Origin of the sequence: Bradyrhizobium sp. KB893862 SZCCT0404, from assembly GCF_018130885.1 — a bacterium.
In the GTDB taxonomy this organism is placed as follows: domain Bacteria; phylum Pseudomonadota; class Alphaproteobacteria; order Rhizobiales; family Xanthobacteraceae; genus Bradyrhizobium; species Bradyrhizobium stylosanthis.
On sequence record NZ_JAFCLT010000012.1, the window covers coordinates 1 to 17990 of the forward strand.

Consider the following 17990-nt stretch of genomic DNA (forward strand, 5'->3'; position numbering starts at 1 on the left):
GACCGAAATCCGCAAAGCAGGCTCCGGACACCAGTCCCACATAGCCCGTTCCGATCATCGCGATTCGCATGAAAAACCCTGTTTCTGCTTGGTTAACGAAACCCCAACGGGGGGCGGTTTAGCATTTTCCCGGTGGAAGGGAACCGTCTGCGACGTAAAAACCGGCACGCGAATTGAACCGGTAAAGAAGTCGGAAACCGGGGCGCTGCAAACTGCCCCGCGCCCATACAGGGCCGGGCGGAACACGCCTCGAAAAGGGACACCATGGCTGCATCAGGCACAATCGCCGCGAACGGGCTTCCCAGGGCCTCCGCTGCCGCGCGTGTCGACTGGGTCGACTACGCCAAGGGCATCTGCATCGTCATGGTGGTGATGATGCATTCGGTGCTGGGGGTCGAACTCGCCGCCGGCAAGACCGGTTTCATGCATGTCGCCGTGGCCTTCGCAAAGCCGTTCCGGATGCCGGATTTCTTCCTAATTTCGGGCCTGTTCCTGCCACTCGTGATCGACCGCGACTGGCGCACCTATCTCGACCGCAAGGTGATGCATTTCGCCTATTTCTATGTCGTCTGGGTGACAATCCAGTTCGGCTTCAAGGCGCCGGCCTTCGCGGCCGAGTCGAGCTGGCGCGAGGTGGGCCTGCTGTATCTCGAATCCCTCATCGAGCCGTTCGGCACGCTCTGGTTCATCTACCTGCTGCCGGTGTTCTTCGTCGTCACAAAACTGACACGCAAATTTCCGCCGCTCGCGATCTGGCTCATCGCCGCCGCGCTGGAGACGGCGCGCATCTCGACGGGATGGACCGCGATCGACGAGTTCTGCTCGCGCTTCGTCTATTTCTATTCGGGCTATCTGTTCGCGCCTTACGTGTTCGCGCTGTCGGATCGCGCGCGCAATCATCCGGCGTGGGCGCTTGCTGCGCTCGCGGCCTGGGCACTGGTCAATGCCGGCCTCGTTTCAATTGGCGCCAGCGAATGGAAGATCATGTCGCTCGCGCTCGGCTTCGCCGGCGCCTGTGCCATCATCACGATGGGCACGCTGCTGGCGCGGGCGCAGTGGCTCAACTTCTTCCGCTTCTGCGGCCAGCATTCGATCGTGATCTATCTCGCCTTCTTCCTGCCGATGGCGACGACGCGCACGCTGCTGCTGCGCACCGGCATCATCCCCGATATCGGCACGGTGTCGCTGATCGTCACCATCGCCGGCGTGCTCGGCGCGCTTGCGATCTGGCAAGTTGCCTTGCGGCTCAACGCGCGCTTCCTGTTCGAGCGGCCGGATGCGTTCTGGATCGCGCCGAAGAAGACGGGCCCGGTGCTGCAGGCGGCGGAGTAGCGTCCGTCGTCCCGGCGAAGGCCGGGACCCATACCGCGTGATTCATCGGTAGATCGCGGTCTGCGTACCACGGCCTGAATAACTGCCGGTCTTCGTCAAACTCCTCCCTGTGGTTATGGGTCCCGGCCTTCGCCGGGACGACATTTGCGTGTGGGAATCCGGCCAAAAATCCCCCTTCCAAGGCTGTCAAACCCCGCAAAAATTCATACATTGCGGCCATGCCCAAGACATCCCCGAAGACCACCGCCAAAGCTGACACCAAGGCCGCGCCAAAGGCTGCCGCCGAGACCAAGCCCGCTGCTGCGACAGCTGCTGCCAAACCGGTCGCGGCGAAGGCGGCCGGCAAGGGTGACCACATCTTCCTGGTGGACGGTTCCGGCTACATCTTCCGCGCCTATCACGCGCTGCCGCCGCTCAACCGCAAGTCCGACGGCTTGCAGGTCAACGCGGTGCTCGGCTTCTGCAACATGCTGTGGAAGCTGCTGCGCGACATGCCGGAGGACAATCGGCCGACGCATCTGGCGATCGTGTTCGACAAGTCGGAGATCACTTTCCGCAACAAGATCTATCCCGAGTACAAGGCGCACCGGCCGCCGGCGCCTGAGGATCTGATCCCGCAATTCGCGCTGATCCGCGAAGCGGTGCGCGCCTTCGACCTGCCCTGCCTGGAACAGGTCGGCTTCGAGGCCGACGATCTCATCGCGACCTACGCGCGGCAGGCTTCCGCGCGCGGCGCCACCACGACCATCGTGTCCTCCGACAAGGATCTGATGCAGCTCGTGAACGACAAGATCATGATGTACGACACCATGAAGGATCGCCGCATCGGCATCCCCGAGGTGATCGAGAAGTTCGGCGTGCCGCCGGAGAAGGTGGTGGAAGTGCAGGCGCTCGCCGGCGACTCCACCGACAACGTGCCCGGCGTGCCCGGCATCGGCATCAAGACCGCGGCGCAGCTGATCACCGAATATGGCGACCTCGAACAGCTCCTGTTCCGCGCCACCGAGATCAAGCAGCCGAAGCGGCGCGAGGCCCTGCTCGAGAACGCCGAGAAGGCGCGCATCTCGCGGCAGCTCGTGCTGCTCGACGACAAGGTCGAGCTGGCGGTGCCGCTGGACGATCTCGCCGTCCAGGAGCCGGACGCGCGCAAGCTGATCGCGTTCCTGAAGGCGATGGAATTCACCACGCTGACCCGGCGTGTCGCCGACTATGCGCAGGTCGATCCCTCCAATGTGGACGCCGATCCCGGCTATGCCAGCGGCGCCAGCGTGTTCTCGCCGCTGCCGCCCTCGGACGTCACGCCCGCGCCGGGAACCGGCGCCGCGCCACAGGTCCGCGCTGGCGAGCCCAACAAATCGGCCAACAAGGAAGACAAGGCCGCGAGCCCGAAGGGCGCGCCGGTCTCGCTCGCCGCGGCGCGCGAGGAGGCGCTGCGCAAGCTGCCGGTCGATCGGGCCAAATATCAGGCGATTAAGTCGCTGAAGGAGCTCAACGCCTTCATTGCGCGCATTCATGACACCGGTCATGTCGCGATCGAGATCAAGGCGAACAGCATCGATCCGATGCAGGCCGATCTCTGCGGCATCGCGCTGGCGCTGGCGCCGAACGAGGCCTGTTATGTGCCGCTGGCGCACAAGCAGTCCGGCGGCGATGGCGGCCTGTTCGACGCGGGCCTTGCGCCCGACCAGGTCAAGCATGCCGACGCCATCGAAGCGTTGCGGCCGGTACTGGAATCGGCGGGCATCCTCAAGATCGGCTTCGACGTCAAATTCACCGCCGTGATGCTGGCACAGCACGGCATCACCCTGCGCAACATCGACGATGCGCTGCTGATCTCCTACGTGCTCGACGCCGGCCGCGGCTCGCATGCGCTGGAATCGCTGTCCGAGCGCTGGTTCGGCCACGCCATGCTGAAGGAGAGCGAGCTGCTCGGCAGCGGCAAGAACAAGATCACCTTCGACCAGGTGCCGATCGAGAAGGCCGCACCGCTGTCGGCCGAAGGCGCCGACATGACCGTGCGCGTCTGGCGCGTGCTGAAGCCGCGCCTCGTCGGCGAGCACATGACGACCGTCTACGAGACGCTGGAACGGCCGCTGGTCTCCGTGCTCGCGCGCATGGAGCGGCGCGGCATCTCGATCGACCGCCAGGTGCTGTCGCGCCTGTCGGGCGACTTCGCCCAGACCGCCGCGCGCGTCGAGGCCGAGATCCAGGAGATCGCGGGCGAGCCCGTCAATGTCGGCAGCCCCAAGCAGATCGGCGACATCCTGTTCGGCAAGATGGGCCTCTCAGGCGGCACCAAGACCAAGACCGGCGCGTGGTCCACCACCGCGCAGGTGCTGGATGATCTCGCCGAGCAGGGCCACGACTTCCCGAAGAAGATCCTGGAGTGGCGGCAGGTCTCGAAGCTGAAATCGACCTACACCGACGCGCTGCCGACCTACGTCAATCCGCAGACGCACCGCGTGCACACGACATACGCGCTGGCCGCGACCACGACCGGCCGGCTGTCGTCGAACGAGCCGAACTTGCAGAACATCCCTGTTCGTACCGAGGACGGCCGCAAGATCCGCCGCGCCTTCATCGCGACGAAGGGGCACAAGCTGGTCTCCGCCGACTATTCGCAGATCGAGTTGCGGCTGCTGGCGGAGATCGCCGACATCCCCGTACTGAAGCAGGCGTTCCGCGACGGACTCGACATTCACGCCATGACGGCCTCCGAAATGTTCGGCGTGCCGATCAAGGGCATGCCGAGCGAGATCCGCCGGCGCGCGAAAGCGATCAATTTTGGCATCATCTACGGCATCTCCGCGTTCGGCCTCGCCAACCAGCTCGGCATCGCGCGCGAGGAGGCCTCCGCCTACATCAAGAAATACTTCGAGCGCTTCCCCGGCATCCGCGCCTACATGGACGAGACGCGCGATTTCTGCCGCAGCCACGGCTATGTCACCACGCTGTTCGGCCGCAAATGCCACTACCCCGACATCAAGGCCTCGAACGCCTCGGTGCGCGCCTTCAACGAGCGCGCAGCGATCAACGCGCGGCTGCAGGGCACCGCAGCCGACATCATCCGCCGCGCCATGACGCGGGTGGAGGACGCGCTCGCCGAGAAGAAGCTCTCGGCGCAGATGCTGCTCCAGGTGCATGACGAACTGATCTTCGAGGTGCCCGACGCGGAAGTCGAGGCGACGCTGCCCGTCGTGCAGCGCGTGATGCAGGACGCACCGTTCCCGGCCGTGCTGCTCTCGGTGCCGCTGCACGTGGATGCGCGCGCGGCGAACAATTGGGACGAGGCGCATTGACGCGGCCTCTAATCGCTCCGCTGACGCCACACACACGGTGTCGTCCCGGCGAAGGCCGGGACCCATAACCACAGGATGCAGTTGGGCGAAGATTGCCCACTACCATCTCGTATCACCACTTCTCCCTGGGGGTATGGGTCCCGGCCTTCGCCGGGACGACAGCGGTGAATTGTCCTCCGAGCAATTGCGCGGTGGCACCGCGATCCCGCGCAGACTAGAACCGTGCCATCTCCCGCAACGGTTCAGCCATGCCCCACACCACCGCCCTGCTCGGCTTCGCCCTCGTCTGCCTCGGTCTCGTGCTCACGCCCGGGCCGAACATGATCTACCTGATCTCGCGCTCGATCACGCAGGGTCCAGCGGCGGGCATCGTGTCGCTCGGCGGCGTGGCGCTGGGCTTCGTGTTCTACATGCTGTGCGCGGCGTTCGGCATCACGGCGCTGCTGCTCGCGATTCCCTTTGCCTATGACGCGCTGCGCTTTGCCGGCGCCGGCTACATGCTCTGGCTCGCCTGGCAGGCGGTGAAGCCGGGCGGGCGCTCGCCGTTCGAGGTGAAGAAGCTCGCGATCGACAGCCCGCGCAAATTGTTCGCGATGGGCCTCGTCACCAATCTGCTCAACCCGAAGATCGCGATGCTGTATCTGGCGCTGCTGCCGCAGTTCATCGATCCCGCCGCCGGCAGCGTGCTGACGCAGTCGGTGGTGCTGGGCGCGATCCAGATCGCGATCAGCGTCAGCGTCAATGCGATCATCGCGCTCGCCGCCGGATCGATTGCGCTGTTCCTGGCGAGCCGGCCGAGCTGGATGCTGGTGCAGCGCTGGCTCATGGGCACGGTGCTGGCCGGGCTCGCGGTGCGGATGGCGGTCGAAGCGAAGAAGGTGTGAGCGGACGCCGCGAACCACAGCCCGCCCGTGTCCCGGATGCGCTGCAGCGCAGAGCCGGGACCCAGAAAGCCCAGAACGAGATCGGAGAGGCATGGCCCCCGGCTCTGCAGTGCACCGCTTACGCGCTGCACTGCGTCCGGGGCACGAGGTGCGACAGCCGAGCGACTAATCCAGCTTGGCGTCCATGCCGCGCTTAACGGCCGGGCGCGCCATCAGGGCCTCGTACCAGCGCTTGACGTTGGGGAAGTCGGCCAGATCAACCTTGTGGCGAGGGTGGCGCCAGGCCCAGCCCAGGATGGCGAAATCGGCAACCGAGAGCTCGCCGGCGACGAAGTCACGGTCTGCCAGGCGGCGGTCCAGCACGCCGTAGAGCCGGCGGGTCTCGGCCATGTAGCGCTTCAGGCCGTAGGCACGGTCCTGCTCGTTCTCGAGTGCGATGAAATGATGCACCTGGCCGGGCATCGGGCCGAAGCCGCCCATCTGCCACATCAGCCATTCATAGACCGGGATACGGGCGGAAAGCGATTTCGGCAGGAATTTGCCGGTCTTTTCGCCGAGATAGAGCAGGATCGCCCCGGACTCGAAGATGCTGACGGGCTTGCCGTCGGGACCCTCGGGGTCGACGATCGCGGGAATCTTGTTGTTGGGCGACAGCTTGAGGAACCCCGGCGCCATCTGCTCGCCCTTGGTGATGTTCACCGGGATGACCTTGTATGGCAGCCCCATTTCCTCCAGCGCGACCGAAATCTTGCGGCCGTTGGGCGTATTCCAGGTGTGGAGCTCGATGGTCATAGGGCCGTTCCTTCCCGCATTGTCTGGCATCCCACTAGCCCAGGACCTTGCGGTGTTACAACCGGCGGCCGGGCATGGTGGCTGTCCGGCCGCCGCAGCCGATGCCCTGTTGACGGTGGTCTTGCGGGGCCCACCCCCTCTGGCATGTCGCGGCGGTCGCGGATAAATTCCGCCACCTTCAAGAAATACTGTTCGAGGGACCGCCGTGTCGAAATCCGCTTCCCGCGCCCGCCTGTTCGAGATCATCCGCCGGCGCTCATTCGGCCGCGGCGAGGTGACGCTCGCGTCGGGCCGCAAGAGCGATTTCTACTTCAACCTCAAGCCGACCATGCTCGACCCCGAGGGCGCGACGCTGCTGGCCGAGCTGACCTATGAGGCGCTGAAGGACGACAATCTCGATTTCATCGGTGGGCTCGAGATGGGCGCGGTGCCGCTCGCCGGTGCGCTGGCGCAGATCTCCTGGATCAAGGGCCATCCGATCGCGGCCTTCTTCGTGCGCAAGAAGCCGAAGGAGCATGGCGCCAAGCTCGCGATCGAAGGCCTGCCCAGGGGCGAGACGCTGGCGGGCAAGCGCGTCGTGATCGTCGAGGACGTCACCACGACCGGCGGCTCGGCGATGAAGGCGGTGGAATCCGTGCGCGAGACCGGCGCCGAGGTGGTGCTGGTGCTGACCATGGTCGACCGCGAGGAAGGCGCCACCGACACGTTCGGCGCGGCCGGCCTGCCGTTCCGCTCGCTGTACAAGGCGTCGGAATTTCTGAAGGCGTAACGGCACGAAACCTCGTGCCGCTGTTCCCGGGCGTTGCCCGGAAGCCACCATCCGTCGGAAGCTGTGCCCGGCCTTAAAGAGGTCACCGCCCCGACTTGAAACCGCCTCCGCGCAACTGCTCATTTACCATCGCGGCTTATGGTGAATCATGTGCTGAGACCTCGAGGTCCCGGCCCGGTTCAGTAGCGTTGGGTGGAGTGAGCCTTGCGTAACATCGTGTCCCATGCGCGCCGGCGGCGTCGCGCGATGCTTGTGGCCGCCACCCTGGCAGCTCCGCTGCTCGCGGCTCCGGCCCCGGTTTCGGCCGAAGGCCTGTTCGACTTCCTGTTCGGCGGCGCGCAGCAGCAGCGCCCGCAGCGCGAAGTGCCGCAGTCGAACTCCTATGCCGATCCCTTCACCGGCCAGCAGAATGCCGCTACCCCGCAATATGTACCGCCGACACGTTCGGCCGCGGCCGGCGGCTCTGGCCCGGCGTTCTGCGTGCGCAGCTGCGACGGCAAGTATTTTCCGCTGATGCGCGGCCTCGTCTCGCCGGCGCAGATGTGTCAGGCGTTCTGTCCCGCCAGCGCGACCAAGGTCTATTTCGGCTCCTCGATCGACGGCGCCTATGCGCAGACCGGCGAGCGTTACGCCGACAGCGAGAACGCCTTCGCCTATCGCAAGGCGCTGCGATCGGACTGCACCTGCAACGGCCGCGAGCCGGTCGGCCTCGCCCCGGTCGATCTGGCGCTGGATTCCTCGCTGAAAGCGGGTGACGTGATCGCGACCAGCGACGGCCTCGTCGCCTATACCGGCATCCGCGTCGGCAACGACCAGGCCGCCGACTTCACCCCGGTCGCCTCCTATCCCGGCCTCACCGCGCAGGTCCGCGCCCGCCTCGGCGAGATGAAGGTGGCGCCGGTGCGCGCGGAGACCGTATCGGCGGATGCGCCGGCGCAGACCGAGATCGTGCGCGAGCCGCTGCCTGATGTGACCGTGCCGAAGGCGGCTGCCAAGCCGGCGAAGCGGGCGGGGCTGGATTAGTCATCCTCATGGTGAGGAGCTGCGCGGCGTCTCGAACCATGCAGGCCCGGCTGCTGCAGTTCGGCCTTCATCCTTCGAGACGCGCGCAAGCGCGCTCCTCAGGATGAGGTGCGAGACCGTCACCGCCCGATGATCACCCCGATCACGTTCGGCGCCGCCAGATATTTCTCCTCGATGGCCGCACGCGCCGCGGCGCGGTTTTCCGCCGTCAGCAGGCCGCGCTTCTCGGCCAGGATCATCCAGCAGAAACCCCACCAGTCGGTGAGCATGCCGGCCTCGTCCACGAGGTCATAACCCTGCTCGGCCGCGAAGATGCGCGCATGCGCTTCGTCCAGCGTGTCTAGAAACAGATGATCCTCGACCGCGAACAGATCGTCGCTGATATCGTCGATGGTGTAGCCCCAGATCGACTGGCACACCGCGTTGAACTCGCGGTCGAACTGATCGTCATCGATCCGCTGCCGCCGCGCCGCCTGGTGCAGCCGCGACAGCGAGCGCGCGAAATCGGCGATCCGGGTGAGGGCGAACTGGTCGAAGGCAATGGTGGACATGTAGTCCTCGCGACATCGGGCAAACGCTAGATATTGTGTCGGCAACGCGCCGAATCACAATGATATATCAAAGACTTGCTAAAGTGTTCTTAATTTGTTCCGATACTTAACAATGTCGTCCCGGCGAAGGCCGGGACCCATAACCACGCCTGCCGGATGTTTGTGGGAAATGGGTGCCCAGCAATGAATGCACCAGCCGCGTACTACGTCTACATCCTAGCAAGCCGACGCTAAGGCACGCTGTACATCGGCGTCTGCAACGACCTCAGCAATCGGCTCACATTGCATCGCTCAGGACGCGGCTCGAAATTCGTCACGAAGTACGGTGTAACGCGGCTGGTCTATGTCGAAACATACGCCACGCCGTCCGAAGCGATCGCGCGCGAAAAGGCGCTCAAGGAATGGCAGCGTGACTGGAAGATTCGTTTGATCGAGCAGGAAAATCCAGACTGGCGCGATCTTTCGCATCTTCTCTGACAGTCGGGGTTATGGGTCCCGGCCTTCGCCGGGACGACCAAGTGCAGCGCCAACCTCCTCAACTCGCCGCCGACACCAGCCTGTCGCCGCACGCATTTGCGAAAAACTTGCCGCCGCATTGGCGCTTGATGGCAGCGCAGCGCTGGGCGGGAGATGCGTTCTGGGGAACGCTGAAGCCGCAGGTCAGGCCATCGGCGCTGCGGCCCTTGCCGGCGGCGAAGGCGGCGCTCGAGGTGGCGATGCAGATGACGAGAAGCGCCGCAGCAGCGATTTCGATCAGCAGTCTCATGGGCCCGTCCTCCACACTGATGGCTGAATCTTCGTCCAATCTAGCACGAAACCTGCGTTCCTCCGTGGCCTTCCGGGTTCCCAAACGGCCCATTCCTTGCATAAATTTACGCCAGCGCAGTGCACGGCCGCGCCAGCGATGGTTCCGGTGCAGAGGCAGGACGCGTAGGTTGTGGTGTTCGTTTCGACCAGGAAGTGACGGCCTTGCAAGATCAATCGTTCCAGCCAAATTTTCCCGCTCCCGGCCAGCCCATCGACGAGCTCGCGCTGGCCGAGATCAAGGGCGCGATCCTGGCGAAGCTGCGCCTTGCCATCGGCAAGGACGCCGGCATGGCGACGAAGCACGACTGGTACCAAGCCGCCGCGCTCGCGCTGCGCGACCGCATCGTGCATCGCTGGCTCTCGGCCGAGAAGCGCAGCTACGATGCCGGGCGCAAGCGCGTCTATTATCTCTCGCTCGAATTCCTGATCGGCCGTCTCTTCACCGACGCGCTGAACAACATGGGCCTGCTCAAGATCTTCGAGGTCGCACTCGGCGATCTCGGCGTCTCGCTGCCGGAGCTGCGCAAATGCGAGCCGGATGCGGCGCTCGGCAATGGCGGTCTCGGACGGCTTGCCGCCTGCTTCATGGAGAGCATGGCGACGCTGTCGATCCCCGCGATCGGCTACGGCATCCGCTACGATTACGGCCTGTTCCGCCAGATCATCAATCAGGGCTGGCAGCAGGAATATCCCGACGAATGGCTGAGCTTCGGCAATCCCTGGGAATTGCAGCGGCCCGAGGTGATCTACGACATCAATTTCGGCGGCGGCGTCGAGCATGTCGACGACAAGGGCCGCGACCGCGCGATCTGGCATCCGGCCGAGACCGTGCAGGCGATCGCCTATGACACGCCGATCGTCGGCTGGCGCGGCCAGCACGTCAACGCGCTGCGGCTGTGGTCGGCGCGCTCGCCCGATCCGCTCAAGCTCGATGCCTTCAACCGGGGTGACTACGTCAGCGCCAGCTCCGAGCAGGCGCGCGCGGAGGCGATCTGCAAATTCCTCTATCCGAACGACGAGAGCCCGGCGGGCCGCGAGCTGCGGCTGCGGCAGGAATATTTCTTCGTCTCGGCTTCGCTGCAGGATCTGGTCAAGCGGCATCTTGCCTCCGACGGCCAGCTGCGCAGCCTGTCGTCCAAGGTCGCGGTGCAGCTCAACGACACCCATCCGAGCCTTGCCGTCACCGAGTTGATGCGGATCCTCGTCGACCTGCACAATTTCCGCTGGGACGAGGCCTGGAAGATCACCGTCGCCACGCTGTCCTACACCAACCACACGCTGCTGCCCGAAGCGCTGGAGACCTGGCCGGTCGAATTGTTCGAGCGCCTCCTGCCGCGGCATCTCGAGATCATCTACCGCATCAACGTGCAGCATCTGGCGCTCGCCGAAGCGCGCGCGCCGGGCGACATCGACTTCCGCGCCTCGGTCTCGCTGATCGACGAGAAGAGCGGCCGCCGCGTACGCATGGGCCAGCTCGCCTTTGTCGGCTCGCACCGCATCAACGGCGTCTCGGCGATGCATTCGGACCTGATGCGCGAGACCGTGTTCCACGACCTCAACCATCTCTATCCCGGGCGCATCACCAACAAGACCAACGGCATCACCTTCCGCCGCTGGCTGATGCTGGCGAACCCCAAGCTGACCGACCTGTTGCGCGAGACCTGCGGCGACGCCGTGCTCGACGACCCGACCCAGCTCTCGCTGATCGAGGCGCGCGCCAGCGACGTCGAATTCCAGAAGAAGTTCCGCAGCGTCAAGCTTCACAACAAGACCGCGCTGGCCCGCCTGATCGGCGAGCGGCTCGGCATCAAGGTCGACCCGACCGCGCTGTTCGACGTGCAGATCAAGCGCATCCACGAATACAAGCGCCAGCTCCTCAACGTCATCGAGACGGTCGCGCTGTACCAGGCGATCAAGGACGATCCCAACGGCAACTGGGTGCCGCGGGTGAAGATCTTCGCCGGCAAGGCGGCGGCGAGCTACAAATACGCCAAGCTGATCATCAAGCTGATCAACGACGTCGCGGAAGTCGTCAACAACGATCCCGCGATCGGCGGCAAACTGAAGGTCGCCTTCCTGCCCGACTACAATGTCAGCCTCGCGGAGGTCATCATCCCCGCGGCCGACCTGTCCGAGCAGATCTCCACCGCCGGCATGGAAGCCTCCGGCACCGGCAACATGAAGCTGGCGCTGAACGGCGCCATCACCATCGGCACGCTCGACGGCGCCAATATCGAGATCCGAGACCAGGTCGGCAACGAGAACATCGCGATCTTCGGCATGGAGGCCGGCGACGTGATGATCCGCCGCAAGCAGGGGCTGGACGCTTCCGACGTGATCCGCAACTCGCCGAAGCTGCAGCGCGCCATCAACGCGATCGGTACCGGCGAGTTCTCGCCCGGCGATCCCGGCCGCTTCGAATCCATCGCGCACGCGCTGCGCTATCTCGACCATTACATGGTCAGCGCGGACTTCGATTCCTATTACGAAGCCCAGCGCAGCGTCGATGCACGCTGGCAGGTCGCGCCGGCCTGGACGCGCGCCTCCATCCTCAATGTCGCGCGCATGGCCTGGTTCTCCTCCGACCGCACCATCCGCGAATATGCCGAGGAGATCTGGAACGTGCCGGTCAACCCGACCACGCCGCTGCTGCCGAACCTGCGCGACGTCGCCGGCTGATTTTCCGCACCGTGAAATCGGCGTTACCTGCGAGGTCATTGATTTGGCAGGATAGCCGTCATATTACGGCGTCGGATTTTCCTGGCCGGAGTTGATCGTGCCTGTCGGCGAGTATGTCAGCCCGGATGGGCAGCTTCGGTTGCTCGTCATTTGTCCGGATGGGGACTGGACGTTGGGGTTCGACGGTTTCCCCTGGCACACGCATGGCAGCATCCTCGCCAGCCTGTCCGGGAAGGACGAGGAAACCGCCATCGCCGACTTCGTCGCGGATCTAACCAGCGGCAAGAGCGTCATCGCGATGAAGCTCATCAATGGCGCGGTGGCGGACGTCTGGGTCACGGACGACCCGACAGACGATCTCGCGGGTTCGCAAAAATATGGTCCCAATGACGAGACGATGGAGTTTCACCGTTGGGACGGAAGCGCAGTAAAGGTCTGATGTCATGCACGCCAAGCTCCCGCACCCGTTCGACGACGCGACCCGCATCACGGCGGGTGACGCCAGCTGGCAGGGGCACACCAGCGACGATTACTGGGCCTTTGTCGGCCCCTTCGGCGGCGCCACGGCCGCAACGATCCTGCGCGCGCTGATCGAGCATCCGCAGGCCGCCGGCGATCCGCTCGCCCTGACCGTGAATTACTGCGCGCCGATCGCGAAGGGGCCGTTCGATCTCGACGTGCGACTGGTCAAGGCGAACCGCTCCAGCCAGCATTGGAGTGTCGAGCTCAGCCAGGGCGGCGGCGAAGTCGCAACGCTCGCCACCGCCGTGTTCGCCGAGCGCCGGCCGTCCTGGGAGCACCGGGTTGCGAAGGCGCCCGACGCAAAGCCGTTCGAGCAGACGCTGCCGTTCGCGAAGATCAAGGCGTCCTGGGCCAACCAGTATGAATTCCGCTTCGTCGAGGGCGAGATGCGGATCGGCTCGCCGCAGGCCGAGCTCGACAGCACCTACTCGAAGCTCTGGATCAGCGACCGCGAGCCGCGCAAGCTCGACATGCCCTCGCTGATGTCGATGTCCGACGCCTTCTTCGGCCGCATCTTCCACGCGCGGCGCGAGCTGGTGCCGTTCGGCACGGTGTCGCTGACGACCTATTTCCACACCGACAGCGCGGAGCTCGCGGCCGAGGACATCACCCGCGTGCTGGCGACGGCGGATTCAAAGATCATGCACAAGAGCTACGCCGACCAGAACGCCGAGTTGTGGTCGCCGAACGGCCGGCTGCTCGCGACCACGACGCAGATCGCGTATTTCAAGGCGTGAACTTCGCGTCACACGCGCGCGCAGGCGCGATGGCAGTCCGTCACCCCAGGACGGCCGAGGCCGCCGGAGTCTTCGGGCGAACCGGCAACAGCAGGTAATGAACGCCATTCTGCTGGGCTTTTGGAAACCGGCCGGCACGGATGTTCACCTGGATTGACGGCAAGAGCAGCGTCGGCGCCGAAAGCGTCGCATCGCGCGCCTTGCGCTTAGCCACGTACTCGGCCTCGGTAACCCCGCCCTTCAGGTGGACATTGCTCTCGCGCTGCTCACGCACCGTGGTTTGCCAGGCGTAGTGATCGCGACCCGGCGCCTTGTAGTCGTGGCACATATAGAGCTGCGTCTCCGGCGGCAATGCGAGCAGACGCTGGATCGAACGATAGAGTTGCGCGGCGTCGCCGCCGGGAAAGTCGGCGCGCGCGGTGCCGTAGTCCGGCATGAAGAGAGTGTCGCCGACGAAGACGCCATTGCCGACCCTGTACGCGATGTCCGCCGGCGTGTGTCCGGGCGTGTGCATGACTTCAACCGTCAGCTCGCCGATCCGGAAGGTCTCGCCATCGGCAAACAGGCGGTCGAAATCGCTGCCGTCCGTGCGTAGATCCTCGGCATTGAACACCGGGCGAAAGATCCGTTGCACGTCTCGGATATGCTCGCCAATTCCGATCGCCGCGCCGGTCCTGGACTTGATGTACGGCGCGCCGGAGAGATGGTCGGCATGCGCATGGGTCTCCAGCGCCCATTCGATCGTCACGCACTGCTCTTGCGCGGCAGCCAGAATGGCATCCACCGAACGCACGTCGACCGTGCCATCGCGGTGGTCGAAATCCAGGACCGGATCGATCACAGCGGCACGGCGCGTCACGGGATCGGCGACCAGGTAGCTGATCGTGTTGGTCGGCGGGTCAAAGAAGGCCTGGATGGCGGGAAGAGGCGCTCTGGTCATGGTTCAAGCTCCTGAATGGGATTGCTCTTGACATAATATTAGATATTGCTAAATTAGCAATCTCTAATTTAAGAGGCGCCGATGCCACGCTCAAGGACGATGAACCTTCAGGACTTTGCAGCCAATGCACTGGAGGTCGCTGACGTCTTGCGCGCGCTCGGCAACGAACGGCGGCTGATGATCCTCTGCAAACTGGTCGAGGCCGGCGAGATGACGGTGGGTACGCTGGTCGACGCTGTCGGCCTCAGCCAATCGGCGCTGTCGCAGCATCTGGCGAAGATGCGCGACGAGAACATCGTGACCTTCCGCCGCGACAGCCAGACCCTCTGGTACCGCATCGCCGACCCCCGCATCGAGCAACTGATGGCGGAACTGCACCGCCTGTACTGCCGCACGCCTTCAAGCTGAATTGACAACAGTGGAGTTCAACATGTCGCTTCCCCGCATCTCTCCCGAAAAGGCAAAGGACCTGATCGAGGAAGGCGCCGTCCTCGTCGACATCAGGGAGGCTGACGAGCATGCGCGCAGCAGGATTGCAGCCGCCGTACACGCGCCGCTGTCGCGGCTGGACAAGGTCGAGATCGCGCCGAATGCAAAAGCCGTGATCTTCCATTGCCGCAGCGGCAATCGCACGCACAGCAATGCCGATCGCCTTGCCCGGAGCTCGGATTGCGAAGCCTACATCCTCGACGGCGGGATCGACGCCTGGCGAAGCGCCGGGCTGCCGGTGGTCGACAACCGGAGCCAGCCGATCGAAATCATGCGGCAGGTCCAGATCACCGCGGGTTCCCTGGTGATCGCAGGCACCGCGCTCGGCCTGTTCGCGCATCCGGCGTTCTATGCGCTGGCCGCCTCCGTCGGTGCCGGACTGGTTTTTTCCGGTGTCAGCGGCTCCTGCATGATGGCGCGGCTTCTTGCCTTCGCGCCATGGAATCGCCTCGCCCCCCGGGCCGCCGCCTGAGGAGTGCCTGTGATGCTTGTTACCGCCCCCGACATGGCAACGATGCTGTCCGGCGCCGCCGTCGGATTCGTTCTGGCGCTTGTTGGCGGCGGCGGCTCCATCCTTGCGGTGCCGCTCCTCGTCTATGGCGTCGGCGTTGCCTCGCCGCATGTGGCAATCGGCACCAGCGCGGTAGCGGTGGCGATCAGCGCCTTCGCCAACATGATCGCGCATTGGAAGGCCGGCAACGTTCGCTGGCCCTGCGCCCTGGTGTTCGCGGTCGCCGGCGTCGGCGGTACATTCATCGGCTCCCACTTCGCCAAGCAGCTCGACGGCGGGAAACTGCTCGTGCTGTTCGGGATGCTGATGATCGGCATCGGCGCCCTGATGCTGAAGCGGCGCGCCGGCGGAGGCGATCCATCCGTCCGTCTGACGCCGGCGACTGCATCACGGCTGCTGCCGATGCTTGCCGGCATGGGTGTCGCCGTTGGGTTGCTCGCCGGCTTTTTCGGCATCGGCGGCGGCTTCCTGATCGTTCCCGGCCTGATGCTCGCGACCGGCATGCCCCTGATCTACGCCATCGGAACGTCGCTCGTGGCCGTTGTCGCCTTCGGCGCGTCGACCGCCGCAAGTTATGCGATGTCAGGTCTGATCGATTGGCGGCTGGCCAGCCTGTTTATCGCCGGCGGGCTGCTCGGCGGCCTGACCGGGATGGCGATGGGCAGGATCATCGGCCCGCAGGGCAAGGTGCTGCAGTCGGTCTTTTCGATCGTCGTCATCGCTGCCGGCGGCTATGTCTGCGTTCGCGGCGCGCTGCCTTATCTGTAGCCGGCGCCTGCGAAAAAGGGCGGCTCGATGAGCCGCCCTTCCGTATTCAAGCGATGCGATGCGACCTTACTCCGCCGCCAGCTTCACGTCCGGAGCAGCCGCACGCACCTCGGCGTCGACCTGGGCTTCGAACTTGGCAAAGTTCTTCTGGAACATGCCGACGAGAGCGCGGGCGGTCTTGTCGAACTCGTCCTTGTCCTTCCAGGTGTTGACCGGGTTGAGGATCTCGGCCGGCACGCCCGGCAGCGCAGTCGGGACCGCGAAGCCGAAATACTTGTCGGTGCGGAATTCGACATTACGGAGCGAACCGTCGAGCGCAGCGGTGAGCAGCGCGCGGGTCACCTTGATCGGCATGCGCGAGCCGACGCCGTACTTGCCGCCGGTCCAGCCGGTGTTGACCAGCCAGCAATCGACATTGTGCTGGGCGATCAGGTCGCGCAGCATGTTGCCGTAGACGCTGGGGTCGAGCGGCAGGAAGGGCGAACCGAAGCAGGTCGAAAACTCCGGCTGCGGCTCGTTGCCGAGACCGCGCTCGGTGCCGGCGACCTTGGCAGTGTAGCCGGACAGGAAGTGATACATCGCCTGCGCAGGCGACAGCTTGGCGATCGGCGGCAGCACGCCGAAGGCGTCGGCGGCGAGCATTACCACGTTCTTCGGCTGCGGCGCACGGCCGGTGCGCGAGGCGTTCGGGATGAAGTCGAGCGGATAGGCCGAACGCGTGTTCTCGGTCTTGGAGCCGTCGTCGAAATCCACCACGCGGGTGTCTTCGTCGAGCACGCAGTTCTCGAGCACCGCGCCGAAGCGGGTCGAGGCAGCAAAGATCTCGGGCTCGGCTTCCTGCGAGAGCTTGATGCACTTGGCGTAGCAACCGCCTTCGAAATTGAAGACGCCGTTCGGGCCCCAGCCATGCTCGTCGTCGCCGATCAGCGTGCGGTTCGGGTCGGCCGACAGCGTGGTCTTGCCGGTGCCGGAGAGACCGAAGAAGATCGCGGCATCGCCCTTGGCGCCGACATTGGCCGAGCAGTGCATCGGCATCACGCCGCGCTCGGGCAGATAGTAGTTGAGCGTGGTGAAGACCGACTTCTTCATCTCGCCGGCATAGTAGGAGCCGCCGATCAGCACGATCTTGCGGGCGAAGTCGATCGCGACGACGTTCTCCGACTTGCAGCCATGGCGCTTCGGATCGGCGCGGAAGCTCGGCATGTCTATGATGGTGAGCTCCGGCGTGAAGCTCGACAGCTCGACCGCCTCGGGGCGGATCAGGAGCGTGCGGATGAACAGCGAGTGCCAGGCGAGCTCGGTGAAGACGCGGGTCTTGATCCGGTAGGCCGGATCGGCGCCGCCATAGAGGTCCTGCGCGAACAGGCTCTTGCCTTCGGCGTGCTTGAGGAAGTCCTGGTAGAGCGTCTCGAACTGCTCCGCGGTGATCGACTGGTTGCCGGCCCACCACATCTTCTTGTCGGTGGTGGCGTCACGCACCGTGAACTTGTCCTTGGGGCTGCGGCCGGTGAACTCACCGGTGTCGGCGCAGAGCGCGCCGTCGGCGGACAGCACCGCCTCGCCTGCGGACAGCGAGTATTGATAGAGTTGCGGCGCACCCAGGTTCCAGTGAACCTGCTTGAGATTCTTTAAGCCGAATTTGTCGGCGCCGAAGGCACCGTTGCGCACGCCCGTCTCTTGCACGAAAAATCCTCCTAGAACCCGCGACACTCAGCGCGACCAAGCTTGGGCGCCATCGCAGTCACCGTGAATTGTAGGCCGTCCGGCCTCGGTTGGACGACCTAATAATGGTGAACGCTGGCGTTGCCAAGCTGATCCCGCAGGATTTGGTTTATTCAAGGACCGCGCCAAACGTCGCGCATGTCAGCCTTGAGCGGGCACATCGAA

At 64.8% G+C, this 17990-nt stretch carries 17 protein-coding genes; 12 read left to right on the forward strand and 5 right to left on the reverse strand.

Annotation, left to right across the window (positions count from 1 at the left end):
• Positions 1-264: 264 nt before the first annotated feature.
• From JQ617_RS34010 to JQ617_RS34020, 3 genes are all read left to right on the forward strand, one after another.
• Positions 265-1332 carry an acyltransferase family protein gene (locus JQ617_RS34010; RefSeq protein ID WP_212030188.1) on the forward strand — a complete coding sequence of 356 codons (1068 nt, stop codon included), beginning with the start codon at positions 265-267 and terminating at the stop codon, positions 1330-1332.
• Positions 1333-1550: 218 nt separating this feature from the next.
• Positions 1551-4631 carry a DNA polymerase I gene (gene polA / locus JQ617_RS34015; protein WP_212030189.1) on the forward strand — a complete coding sequence of 1027 codons (3081 nt, stop codon included), beginning with the start codon at positions 1551-1553 and terminating at the stop codon, positions 4629-4631.
• Positions 4632-4879: 248 nt separating this feature from the next.
• Positions 4880-5515, forward strand: a complete 636-nt coding sequence (locus JQ617_RS34020) for a LysE family translocator (protein WP_212030190.1) — start codon at positions 4880-4882, stop codon at positions 5513-5515.
• Between the two features lie 165 nt (positions 5516-5680).
• Here the strand turns inward: JQ617_RS34020 and JQ617_RS34025 are convergent, their stop codons facing one another.
• Positions 5681-6307, reverse strand: coding sequence for a glutathione S-transferase family protein (locus JQ617_RS34025; RefSeq protein ID WP_063693166.1), 627 nt, complete (start codon positions 6305-6307; stop codon positions 5681-5683).
• Positions 6308-6512: 205 nt separating this feature from the next.
• On the opposite strand from JQ617_RS34025, the gene pyrE reads away from it, so the two are divergent.
• Together pyrE and JQ617_RS34035 are read left to right on the forward strand one after the other, a co-directional pair.
• Entirely contained in the window at positions 6513-7076 is a 564-nt protein-coding gene (gene pyrE, locus JQ617_RS34030; protein ID WP_212030191.1) for an orotate phosphoribosyltransferase, read from the forward strand.
• A gap of 246 nt (positions 7077-7322) precedes the next feature.
• Positions 7323-8099 carry a DUF2865 domain-containing protein gene (locus JQ617_RS34035; protein WP_212030325.1) on the forward strand — a complete coding sequence of 259 codons (777 nt, stop codon included), beginning with the start codon at positions 7323-7325 and terminating at the stop codon, positions 8097-8099.
• A 119-nt stretch (positions 8100-8218) separates the two neighbouring features.
• Here the strand turns inward: JQ617_RS34035 and JQ617_RS34040 are convergent, their stop codons facing one another.
• Positions 8219-8650 carry a hypothetical protein gene (locus JQ617_RS34040; RefSeq protein ID WP_063693159.1) on the reverse strand — a complete coding sequence of 144 codons (432 nt, stop codon included), beginning with the start codon at positions 8648-8650 and terminating at the stop codon, positions 8219-8221.
• 240 nt (positions 8651-8890) lie between these two features.
• Between JQ617_RS34040 and JQ617_RS34045 the strand changes: the two genes are divergently transcribed.
• Positions 8891-9127: a GIY-YIG nuclease family protein gene (locus tag JQ617_RS34045; RefSeq protein ID WP_249157771.1), complete on the forward strand. Its 237-nt coding sequence runs from the start codon at positions 8891-8893 to the stop codon at positions 9125-9127.
• A gap of 58 nt (positions 9128-9185) precedes the next feature.
• Here the strand turns inward: JQ617_RS34045 and JQ617_RS34050 are convergent, their stop codons facing one another.
• Positions 9186-9416, reverse strand: a complete 231-nt coding sequence (locus JQ617_RS34050; protein WP_145667236.1) for a hypothetical protein — start codon at positions 9414-9416, stop codon at positions 9186-9188.
• A 203-nt stretch (positions 9417-9619) separates the two neighbouring features.
• On the opposite strand from JQ617_RS34050, the gene JQ617_RS34055 reads away from it, so the two are divergent.
• From JQ617_RS34055 to JQ617_RS34065, 3 genes are all read left to right on the forward strand, one after another.
• Positions 9620-12136 carry a glycogen/starch/alpha-glucan phosphorylase gene (locus tag JQ617_RS34055; protein WP_212030192.1) on the forward strand — a complete coding sequence of 839 codons (2517 nt, stop codon included), beginning with the start codon at positions 9620-9622 and terminating at the stop codon, positions 12134-12136.
• 97 nt (positions 12137-12233) lie between these two features.
• A complete protein-coding gene (locus JQ617_RS34060) occupies positions 12234-12575 on the forward strand; it encodes a hypothetical protein (protein ID WP_212030193.1) in 342 nt (113 codons plus the stop codon).
• Positions 12576-12579: 4 nt separating this feature from the next.
• Entirely contained in the window at positions 12580-13395 is an 816-nt protein-coding gene (locus JQ617_RS34065; protein ID WP_212030194.1) for an acyl-CoA thioesterase, read from the forward strand.
• Between the two features lie 40 nt (positions 13396-13435).
• On the opposite strand, the gene JQ617_RS34070 is transcribed toward JQ617_RS34065, so the two are convergent.
• Positions 13436-14335: an MBL fold metallo-hydrolase gene (locus JQ617_RS34070; RefSeq protein ID WP_212030195.1), complete on the reverse strand. Its 900-nt coding sequence runs from the start codon at positions 14333-14335 to the stop codon at positions 13436-13438.
• 81 nt (positions 14336-14416) lie between these two features.
• Here JQ617_RS34070 and JQ617_RS34075 point away from each other — a divergent pair, with 81 nt between their 5' ends.
• From JQ617_RS34075 to JQ617_RS34085, 3 genes are read left to right on the forward strand one after another with little or no spacing between them, the layout of a single operon-like run.
• A complete protein-coding gene (locus JQ617_RS34075) occupies positions 14417-14743 on the forward strand; it encodes an ArsR/SmtB family transcription factor (protein WP_212030196.1) in 327 nt (108 codons plus the stop codon).
• Between the two features lie 22 nt (positions 14744-14765).
• Complete coding sequence (locus JQ617_RS34080) at positions 14766-15296, forward strand: rhodanese family protein (protein ID WP_212030197.1); 531 nt, start codon at positions 14766-14768, stop codon at positions 15294-15296.
• A 12-nt stretch (positions 15297-15308) separates the two neighbouring features.
• Positions 15309-16103 carry a sulfite exporter TauE/SafE family protein gene (locus JQ617_RS34085; protein ID WP_212030198.1) on the forward strand — a complete coding sequence of 265 codons (795 nt, stop codon included), beginning with the start codon at positions 15309-15311 and terminating at the stop codon, positions 16101-16103.
• Between the two features lie 66 nt (positions 16104-16169).
• On the opposite strand, the gene JQ617_RS34090 is transcribed toward JQ617_RS34085, so the two are convergent.
• Complete coding sequence (locus JQ617_RS34090; protein WP_212030199.1) at positions 16170-17786, reverse strand: phosphoenolpyruvate carboxykinase; 1617 nt, start codon at positions 17784-17786, stop codon at positions 16170-16172.
• Positions 17787-17990 lie beyond the last annotated feature (204 nt).